8 protein-coding genes are annotated in these 9,177 nt (G+C 68.5%); 4 read left to right on the top strand and 4 right to left on the bottom strand.

From position 1 onward, the window contains the following. Both ABD793_RS19195 and ABD793_RS19190 read right to left on the bottom strand, forming a co-directional pair. Positions 1-137 (bottom strand): transposase (locus ABD793_RS19195; RefSeq protein ID WP_344861798.1); only part of this gene is annotated, 137 nt, incomplete at its 3' end. 372 nt (positions 138-509) lie between these two features. Next, positions 510-1,154, bottom strand: a complete 645-nt coding sequence (locus tag ABD793_RS19190; protein WP_344861759.1) for a TetR/AcrR family transcriptional regulator — start codon at positions 1,152-1,154, stop codon at positions 510-512. Positions 1,155-1,297: 143 nt separating this feature from the next. Between ABD793_RS19190 and ABD793_RS19185 the strand changes: the two genes are divergently transcribed. The 3 genes from ABD793_RS19185 to ABD793_RS19170 all read left to right on the top strand — a co-directional run bounded on the left by ABD793_RS19185 (position 1,298) and on the right by ABD793_RS19170 (position 4,186). Beyond that, entirely contained in the window at positions 1,298-2,077 is a 780-nt protein-coding gene (locus ABD793_RS19185; RefSeq protein ID WP_344861757.1) for a glucose 1-dehydrogenase, read from the top strand. Next, positions 2,074-2,550 carry a nitroreductase/quinone reductase family protein gene (locus ABD793_RS19180; protein WP_344861755.1) on the top strand — a complete coding sequence of 159 codons (477 nt, stop codon included), beginning with the start codon at positions 2,074-2,076 and terminating at the stop codon, positions 2,548-2,550. Before ABD793_RS19185 ends, ABD793_RS19180 begins: the two co-directional genes overlap by 4 nt. Positions 2,551-2,947: 397 nt before the next feature. Continuing rightward, entirely contained in the window at positions 2,948-4,186 is a 1,239-nt protein-coding gene (locus tag ABD793_RS19170) for a metal-dependent hydrolase family protein (protein ID WP_344861751.1), read from the top strand. Between the two features lie 533 nt (positions 4,187-4,719). Here the strand turns inward: ABD793_RS19170 and ABD793_RS19165 are convergent. Next, entirely contained in the window at positions 4,720-5,916 is a 1,197-nt protein-coding gene (locus ABD793_RS19165) for an acyl-CoA dehydrogenase family protein (protein WP_344861749.1), read from the bottom strand. Between the two features lie 97 nt (positions 5,917-6,013). After that, positions 6,014-7,072, bottom strand: coding sequence for an alcohol dehydrogenase catalytic domain-containing protein (locus ABD793_RS19160; protein ID WP_344861747.1), 1,059 nt, complete (start codon positions 7,070-7,072; stop codon positions 6,014-6,016). A gap of 116 nt (positions 7,073-7,188) precedes the next feature. Here ABD793_RS19160 and ABD793_RS19155 point away from each other — a divergent pair, with 116 nt between their 5' ends. Then, a complete protein-coding gene (locus ABD793_RS19155) occupies positions 7,189-9,177 on the top strand; it encodes an alpha-ketoacid dehydrogenase subunit alpha/beta (protein ID WP_344861745.1) in 1,989 nt (662 codons plus the stop codon).

Here is a 9,177-nt window from a genome sequence, read left to right as displayed (position 1 = left end):
GTCCTGGCCTCAAACACCATCCCGTTGATCACCCGCCGGTCATCCACCCGAGGACGACCCCTCGCCCCCGACACCGGCAACAACGCCCCAATCACCAGCCACTGGTCATCAGACAACTCATGCCTACCCCCCCACAACCATGATCAAACCAGACCAGCCCCACCCGCTTTGCGGACCGGCGCTAGCCGTGTCCTCACCCCATGACGGTTCCGGAACCGGTCGCGTTGCGGGGACGGTGCCGAGTCGACCGTGGTGCCTGTCGCCGACGCGGTGATCCCGTCCGCGGTGAAGCCCGGCCACGGGCGCAATCTCCTGCCGCATCGGGCGGACGCCCACGGTGCAGTCGGAGCCGGCTCCGGGCTCTGCGCAAATGAAGGTGTAGCTGCGGGCCTGCTCTTGGGTCATCCTTGTTGCTGTCGTTGGAGTTTCCACCCCGGGTGAAGCCTTGCACGTTGGGGCCTGCTGCGGAGACCTCTTGTCGGGCCGTGCTCTGTTGCGGTCGGCGGGACTCAGTCGTTGGCGGACGCTCCGGGGCCATCCGCGGCGTACCGGGCGGCGGTGGTGCGGACGGCCTCGTCGACTACCTGAGCGACGCGTTCGGCGCTCACCTCCCAGCCCGGCACCAGGAGCGTCGGCCAGAAGACGTAGTTGGAGATCATGCCCAGGAACTGGGTGGCTGCGAGGTCCACGTCCTCGATCCGCACCGTTCCCGCCTCGTGCTCGGCCAGGAGGTAGCTGCGGACGGACTCGAAGTAGGGCATCTTTCCCTGCGAGAACTGCGCATGGGCCAGCTCCGGAAACCGCGGCAGCTCGGCGATGACGATCCTGAACAGGTCGCTCATCCGGGCACGGCCCAGCAGCTCGGCGTAACGGCGGCCGATGATGCCGAGCCCGTCGACGACGTTGCCTGCCTGCGGAGGATCGTCCTCGTCAGCGGCCGACCAGGACTCGGTCACGATGGCGTCGAACAGGGCAGCTTTGCTCGGAAACTGCTTGAACAAGGTGGCCCGCGAAACGCCCGAGCGCTCCGCGATCCGCGCCAGCGACGTCCGGTCGTAGCCCAGCTCGAGAAACAGTGCGGTCGCGGCCGTCACGATCAGCGCACGCTTCTCCTCGGCGACGCGCTGGTGATACGTCGTGACGACCCGGCTCATGGGCCGAGCATACGAGGTGAGTGGCTTGACTCGCCACTGCCGCCGACCTAGTGTCAGGCAGTGGTGAGTCGACCGACTCACCACTGGCCGCCGTTCATCACTGGTGATCCCGGCCATCCACGCCCGTACCGAAGGAACAGCTGATGTCCCGCTTCGACAACCAGACCGTGCTCGTGACCGGTGGGTCCGGCGGCCAGGGCTCGAGCCACGTGCGCGCCTTTCACGCAGAGGGAGCGAACGTGGTGATCGGCGGCATCGACGCGGAACGCGGTGCCGCTCTCGCCGACGAGCTCGGGACCCGAGCTCGCTTCGTCCGCCTTGACGTTACCGACGAGAGCTCGTGGTCCGCCGCTGTGCTGGCCGCCGAGAGCGCCTTCGGCGCCCTGAACGTGCTCGTCAACAACGCAGGCGTGCAGAACCCGCCTGCAACAATCGAAAACACGGAGCAGGCCACCTGGTCGCGCATCCTCGGCATCAACCTCACCGGGACCTTCCTCGGCATCAAGGTCGCCGCCCCCGCTCTGCGCCGCGCAGCAGGGGGAGTCATCGTCAACATCGCCTCGACCATGGGTCTGGGCGGTACGGCTCACTACGCGCCGTACGTCGCCAGCAAGTGGGCCGTGCGAGGCCTCACGCAAACGGCAGCACTCGAGCTCGGCCGTGACCACATCCGGGTGAACACCATCCACCCCGGCGTGATCGCGACCTCCTTCATCCACGAACCAGCAGCCGGCGCCACCGCGGCAATCGCCGACTTCTACTCACCCGAGCCGTTCGCCATCCCCCGGCTCGGAGAACCGGCCGACGTCACCCGGCTGCTCCTGTTCCTCACGTCATCTGACGCGTCGTTCATCACGGGGTCGGAATACGTCATCGACGGTGGACTCCTCCTCGGCCCCGCCCTTCCGGCCCCGGCCGCATGAGCACTCCAGCCGCGACCGGGCCGAGCGACTCCGCACGGGACACGTCGTTGTCCCCCCTGCCCGACCACATCCGGCGAGCCATCGAGATCACCCCCGCCGCGGGCACCGGGGAACGGATCATCGACATCACGACGCTGGGGCGCCGCACCGGCCGGCCACGCCGCATCGAGATCTTCTTCTACCGAGCCGCGGGCACCACTTACCTGTGCAGCGGCGCCGGCGGTGCGGCGACCGACTGGCATGCGAACCTTCTCGCCAATCCCGCGTTCACCTTCCACCTCAAGAACGGGATCCGTGCGGATCTGCCTGCACGGGCCACGCCTGTTACCGACCCAGCTGAACGTCAGGCCGTGCTGGCGGAGATCGTGGCGGATCTCAACCAGCCCCACGACCCCGGCACTATCCGGCCAACCCCGCTCGAAGACTGGGCGGGCAGTCGGCTGATGCGCATCAGCTTCCGCCATCGGCCGTGACCGCGGATCCCTCGACAGATGAGGGGGTAGCCGGCGCGGCGGTCCAGCTGGATGCCGGGGCGGCTCACCGACAAGCAGATCCATCGGCTGCGGGCGCTGTTTGCCGTCGAGGAGCATGTCGAGGCCGAGGCGACCTGGCCCGGTACCGGCAACGGGCCCACGGAGGCGATCAACGGACGCCTCGAACCCCTCTGCGCTCTTCGGCGAGGCGCACATCGGGCAGCAGTGACGAATTCCGGAACCGTCGTACGACAGATGTCGAAGCCCGAAAAGCCGACGCGTTTGAACATCTGTCGAACCGGCCGCCGGTGGACGTCGAACGATTGTTTCTGGACCCGTACGGCGCAACGGGCGATCATGACCCTGATGGCGATCCGGCGATAGGGGTGTCGAGTTGATGGTCCGTTCTCTCCGCCTCGGTCACCTGTACGACACCACCTTCGGCGATCCGGCCGAGGACGTCACCATCACGATCGACGGGGACCGATTCGGCACGGTCACCCCGCGCTCCGAGGATCGCCTGCCGATCGGTGACCAGGACCTCGACCTCGGCTCGTACTTCGGCCTGCCCGGTCTCATCGACGCACACACGCACCTCGGGCAGGCACTTCCCGTCGCAGCGATCAGAGACGAAGGATTGATCTCCATTGCGAGTGTCGCGGCAGGCATTTTCCGGAACTGCGAGCTCGCGCTGGAAGCCGGGGTGACCACGGCCCGTGATGTGGCGGGCCTGGACGGCGGAATAGTGCAGGCCATCGATTCCGGGCTGGTCCGTGGGCCGCGGATTTATCCGTCCGGACCCGCCCTTGCGCAAACCGGCGGTCACGGCAGCGGCCACACTCCCTACCGAATGACCGACGCTGCGCTGTGCATTCCCGGTCTGTTCCAGCGTGCGCTGGTCTGTGATGGCCCCGACGGCGTCCGGCTCGCCGCCCGGACCGCGCTGCGCCGAGGTGCGACGCAGCTCAAGGTGTATGGAAGCGGTGGCGTCGTCTCGTTCGCCGACGGACCTGCAGATGTGCACTTCACCGTCGGGGAATTGAAGGCGGCCGTCGAGGAGGCTGCTGCCCGCGACACCTACGTGACCTCTCACGCGCACAACTCCGAAGCCATCCGGCGTGGTATCGCCGCCGGCGTCACCTGCTTCGAGCACGGCACCTACCTCGACGAGCAGACCGCCGAGCTCATGGCGAATGCGGGAGCATCCCTGGTGCCGACGTTCATGGTCCTCGAGGTAATGCGCCAGCACAGTGAGAGTTGGGGCATCGGACCCGATCTCCTCGAGAGAATGGCCGGGGTCGGCGAGGCGATGCAAAACGCCTTACACCTCGCAAGGGACGCCGGAGTGCGAATCGGTTCGGGGTCGGACTTGCTCGGGCCACAGCAAGCCGGCCGGGCCCTCGAAATCGAACTCAAGGCTCGCATCATCGGGTTCCGGGACGCACTGTGCGCAACCACCATCGGGAATGCCGAGATCATGGGGCTTGACAAAGATCTCGGTACCGTCGAATCGGGAAAGCTCGCCGATCTCATCGTCGTGGATGGCAACCCATTCGACAATCCGGCCGTACTGTCCGATCCGGACAATATCAAGGTCGTGATCAAGTCCGGCGTGGTCGTGAAGGACATCCGATAACGCAGCCCCCGTACGTCGGCGCAACTCTCGCCAGGGAGAAACCGTGCCGGACTACCGCGATCCACGGCACTGGTTCCCGCCTCGGACGAGAGCAGCTTGATGACGGTTGCCGAACTCTGCGTCGATGGTGGCACGGCTCAGGATCACTGGTCGCGCGAAACCGGGGGAGCCAGCGGCAACACGAAGCTGCTGTGACGCGTAGGCACTCAGCACCGGCGAGAACAGCCAGCACCGAAACCGCGGCGGAGTTCGTCGGAGAGTTCGCCGGTCACCCGAACAGTCTCGTACTTTTCGCCCATAGTCCGCAGGAACGGGGAGGCGTAGGTGCGAAACACCGTCAACCCCCCAGCGCACTCGTGGTGTAACGGCCGAAGCCGGGTTTCACCTTCTGGGTATGCGGCGCCTTATTGCGAGCCTTACTCGTGCGGCGTGTCGGGCAGCGCATCCGAGTTCAGGAGATCCGGCAGGCCCCCACCGCCCGTGCTGATGCGTTGTTCGTGGGTGGAGACTGCCGGATCTCCTGGCCGTGGGAGTCAGTGCCTTGGCCGGCGGACATCGTCGCCGGGGCAGCTTGCCGGCTGGTTGCGGGTGACTGCGCGGGCGATGACGTTGCGCTGGACCTCGTTCGTCCCTTCACCGATCTCGAGGATCTTCGCGTCGGCGTAGAAGCGGGAGATGGTGGACTCGCGGACGAATCCGTAGCCACCGTGGATCTGGACGCTCTCGCTGGCCGCACGGTTGGCGACTTCGGAGGCGTACAGCTTGGCCATCGCCGCCGCGGTGCTGAACGGGCGGCCCTGGTCTGCGAGCCAAGCGGCGTGGTAAACCAGCCACCGCGCCGCGGCGACCTCGGTGGCCATGTCCGCGAGCTTGTGGCCGACGGCCTGGAACCGGTGCAGTGGCCGGCCGAACTGTTCGCGCTCCCCGGAGTGCCGGACGGCGAGGTCGAGTGCTTTCTGCGCAAGTGACAGGGAGAGCGCCGCGACGCTGATCCGGCCGCCGTCGAGGACCTCCAGGAACTGGCGGAGCCCGTTGCCCTCTTCGCCGATCAACTGATCGTCGGCGACGAAGCAATTGGTGAAAACGAGCTCACGGGTGTCCAGCGCGTGCCAGCCGAGCTTCTTCAGCGGCCGGCCTTTGGCGTAGCCGTCGGTGCCTTCGGGCACGAAGAAGGTGCCGTACCGCTTCGAGCCGTCCTCGTTCTCGCCGGTGACCGCGAGAACGGTCACGCCGAGACTCATGTCAGTGCCCGCATTGCTGATGAACATCTTGGTGCCGTCGAGTACCCAGCCGCCTTCTGCCCGGCGGGCCCTGGTCCGGATGCCTGCCGCGTCGGAGCCTGCGGTCGGTTCGGTGAGCCCGAACGCACCGATGGCCCGGCCTTCGGCGAGCGGCCGCAGCCACCGTTGCTTCTGCTCGTGGGTGCCGAACGTCGCCAGCGGGAGCACGGCGATCGTCGAGTGCGCGTTCCAGGCCGAGGCGACGGACTGGTCGGCCGCTCCGAACTCCTCCATCGCGGCGACGTAGGAGACGAACCCCGCGTCGGCGCCGCCGTACTTTTCGTCGACGAGCATGCCCATCAGGCCGAGTCCGCCGAGCCGGCGGAACACCTCGGAGGGGAACTCACTGCGCTCGGACCAGCCGGCTGCGTGCGGGGCGATCTCCTTGGCGGCGAAGTCGCGGCAGAGCTGCTTGAGCGCGACTGTCTCTTCGGGCAGGTCGAAGTTCATCAGTCCTCCGTGCGGTTGCCGGCGGCCCGGGAGGGCTGCGCGTGCTGGTTGGTCTGCGCTTGCGGCGGTAGCCGGCACGCCGGGGCCGGTCCGGTCATCAGGACCGCTCCGGCCGGAGCAGGATCTTGAGGTGGCTGCCGCGGTCGGCGGCCAGCTCGGCGAAGGCGTCCGCGCCGGCCGAGAGCGGACGGACGCCGGTGAGCAGCGGGGTCGCGTCGAGCCGGGCGGTGGCCATGAGATCCAGGACCCGCGGAATGTCGAAGTGGTAACCGAGCGAACCGAGGATCGTGCGCTCGAACGGGACGATCTGCGTGATGGGCAGCGACGCCGAGGCGCCGCTGATCCCGCACAGCACGACGCGCCCGCCGCGGCGCGCGGTCGTCACGGCGAGTTCGACCAGCCGGGGAAGCCCGGTCGCTTCGACCACGACGTCCGGACCGACGCGGCCGGTACGCAGGAAGACCTCCCGCCGCACATCGGTGACGCCCGGGTCGTACACCACGGTCGCGCCCAGCTCGGCGGCGGTACGCGCACGCGCCGGCACGGGCTCGCTGACGTAGATGCCCGCGGCGCCGGCGAGTTCGGCGGCCAGCAGGGCGGCGATCCCGATCGGCCCGGCGCCGAGCAGCAGCACGTGATCGCCCGGCTGGACGCCGGCGCGGCGGATGGCGTGCAGTCCGACGGCCAGCGGCTCGGCGAGCGCGGCGAGCTGATCGGAGACGCCTTCGGGGATCGGCACCAGCCCCTCGACAGGTACCGTCGCGTGCGAGGCGAACCCGCCATCGGATGCCAGCCCGACGGAGCCGCCCTTCGCGCAGATGTGGTATTCGCCCCGCGTGCACCAGCGGCAGACCCCGCAGCGCAGGCACGGGTCGACCGCCACCCTCGTGCCGATCTCGATGCCGGGCACCGGCGAACCCAGCGCGGTCACCGTCCCGCTCATCTCGTGACCGAGTGTGATCGGGGGTTTCACCCCGGTGAGCGGATGCGCGCCGGTCCGGATGAGGTTCGGGCCGTGCGCGACCTCGTGCAGGTCGGTGCCGCAGATGCCGCAGTAGGCCACCGCGATGGCCGCCTGACCTGGCAAGGGGGGTGCGGGTTCGCGCACGTCGTCCAGGTGCAGCTCGCCTTTCGCGTGCCACCGCAGTGCGTGCACGCCGACCACCTCCGAACGGGAGTTGTTTTTTCGACCAGTCGGTACAAGAATCGTGGTTCCCGGCGCGATGTCAAGAGGCCGGGCGGAAATCGATGAGCGACAAGGGCAGGAGCACGATGACTTCCACCCGGGTGAGCGACCTGGCAACGGCTTTCGACGGTGAGCCAAGCACACTGGTGGGGATGTACCGGCGGATGCGGCTGATCCGGCAGTTCGAGGACCGCGCGTCCCGGCTGTACCGGAACAACGAGATCCCCGGCTTCCTGCACCTGTCGATCGGCCAGGAGGCGTCCGCGACCGGCGCCTGCTGGCCGCTGGACGACCGCGACGTGATCACCTCGACCCACCGCGGGCACGGCCACTGCATTGCCAAAGGCATCGACGTCGAAGGCATGTTCGCCGAGCTCATGGGCAAGGAAACCGGGACCTGCCGCGGGCGCGGCGGCTCGATGCACATCGCCGATCCGCGGCGCGGTGTGTTCGGTGCCAACGGCATTGTCGCGGCGGGTGTACCGATCGCGGTCGGTGCCGCCACCGCAGCGCAACTGCGGGGCTCGGGTGGGGTGGTGCTCGCCTTCTTCGGCGACGGCGCGGTGGCCCAAGGGATGTTCCACGAGGCGGCGAACCTTGCCTCCGTGTGGCAGCTCCCGGTGATCTTCTTCTGCGAGAACAACAAGTACGCCGAGTTCTCGCCGATCGCGACCCAGACACGTGCGCCGCTGGCCGACCGGGCCCCTGGCTACGCGATGGATTTCCATGCGGTCGACGGAAACGACGTCGTGGCCGTCGCCGACCTCGTCGGCCGGTTGGCGGGCGAGCTGCGCAACGGTGCCGGCCCGGTGCTCGTCGAGGCGGAGACCTACCGCTGGCACGGACACTACGAAGGCGATCCGCTCAAGTACCGCGACCCCGGCGAGCTGGCCGAGTGGCAGGAGCGCGATCCGCTGGTCCGGCTGGCGGCCCGGCTGCGTGGCCTCGGTGAAGATCCGGACGCCCTCGACGCATCGGTCGACGCCGAGATCGACACGGCCGTGGCGAAGGCCCGCGCCGCTTCGCCGCCCGCGCCGGAGACGCTGCACCACTTCGTCGGCGTCCCCCGTGAACCCGTGCCGGAGCCCGCCGAGGCCACCGGCGAGGTCTTCCGCACGATGGACGCGATCCGCACCGCGCTGGAACACGAACTGGAGACCGACGACACGGTCTTCCTGGCCGGCATCGATGTCGGTGCCGGCGGCAACGTATTCGGCCTGACCAGGGGACTGGCCGAGAAGTTCCCCGGCCGGATCCGCGACACCCCGATCTCGGAAAGCGCCATCGTCGGCGCCGGTGTCGGCGCGGCCATGGCCGGTCTGCGGCCGGTCGTGGAGATCATGTACTTCGATTTCATCGGCGTGTGCCTCGACCAGCTGATGAACCAGGCGGCCAAGCTGCGGTTCATGACCGGCGGTGCGGTCAGCCTCCCGATGGTCGTGCGCACCCAGTTCGGCGCAGGCAAGTCCTCCGGCAGCCAGCACTCCCAGAGCCTCGAGGCACTGCTCGCCCACATCCCCGGGCTCACCGTCGTGATGCCCTCGACGCCGGCCGACACCTACGGACTGCTGCGTGCGGCCATCCGTGATCCCAACCCGGTCGTGTTCATCGAGAACCGGCTCATGTACGGGCGCAAGGGCCCGCAGCCACCCGAAACACACCTGATCCCGTTGGGCAAGGCGGTGATCCGGCGCGCCGGAACCGACGTCACCCTGGTGTCCTACTCGAAGCTGGTGCACGACTGCGCCGATGTGGCCGGGCAGCTGGCGGCGCAGGGAATCAGCGTGGAGCTGATCGACCTGCGGACCATTGCCCCGCTGGACACCGAGACGGTGCTGCGGTCACTGGCCAAGACGGGCCGGCTGGTCGTGGCCCACCAGGGCGTCGGCGAATTCGGCGTCGGGGCGGAGCTGGCCGCGGTCGCCGCGCGCGAGGGGTTCTGGACGCTGGACGCCCCGGTCATCCGCGTCGGTGCGGAAAGCACACCGGCGCCCTACAGCCCTTCGCTGGAGCGGGTGTGGCTGCCGTCGAAGGAGACCATCGCCGCTGCGGTGCGGGAGGCGGTCGGCGCCTGA

This window comes from Amycolatopsis ultiminotia (genome assembly GCF_039536925.1).
Taxonomy (GTDB): Bacteria; Actinomycetota; Actinomycetes; order Mycobacteriales; family Pseudonocardiaceae; genus Amycolatopsis; species Amycolatopsis ultiminotia.
The sequence above is the reverse complement of the archived record's forward strand: the minus strand, read 5'-3'. Positions and strand labels throughout refer to the sequence as shown.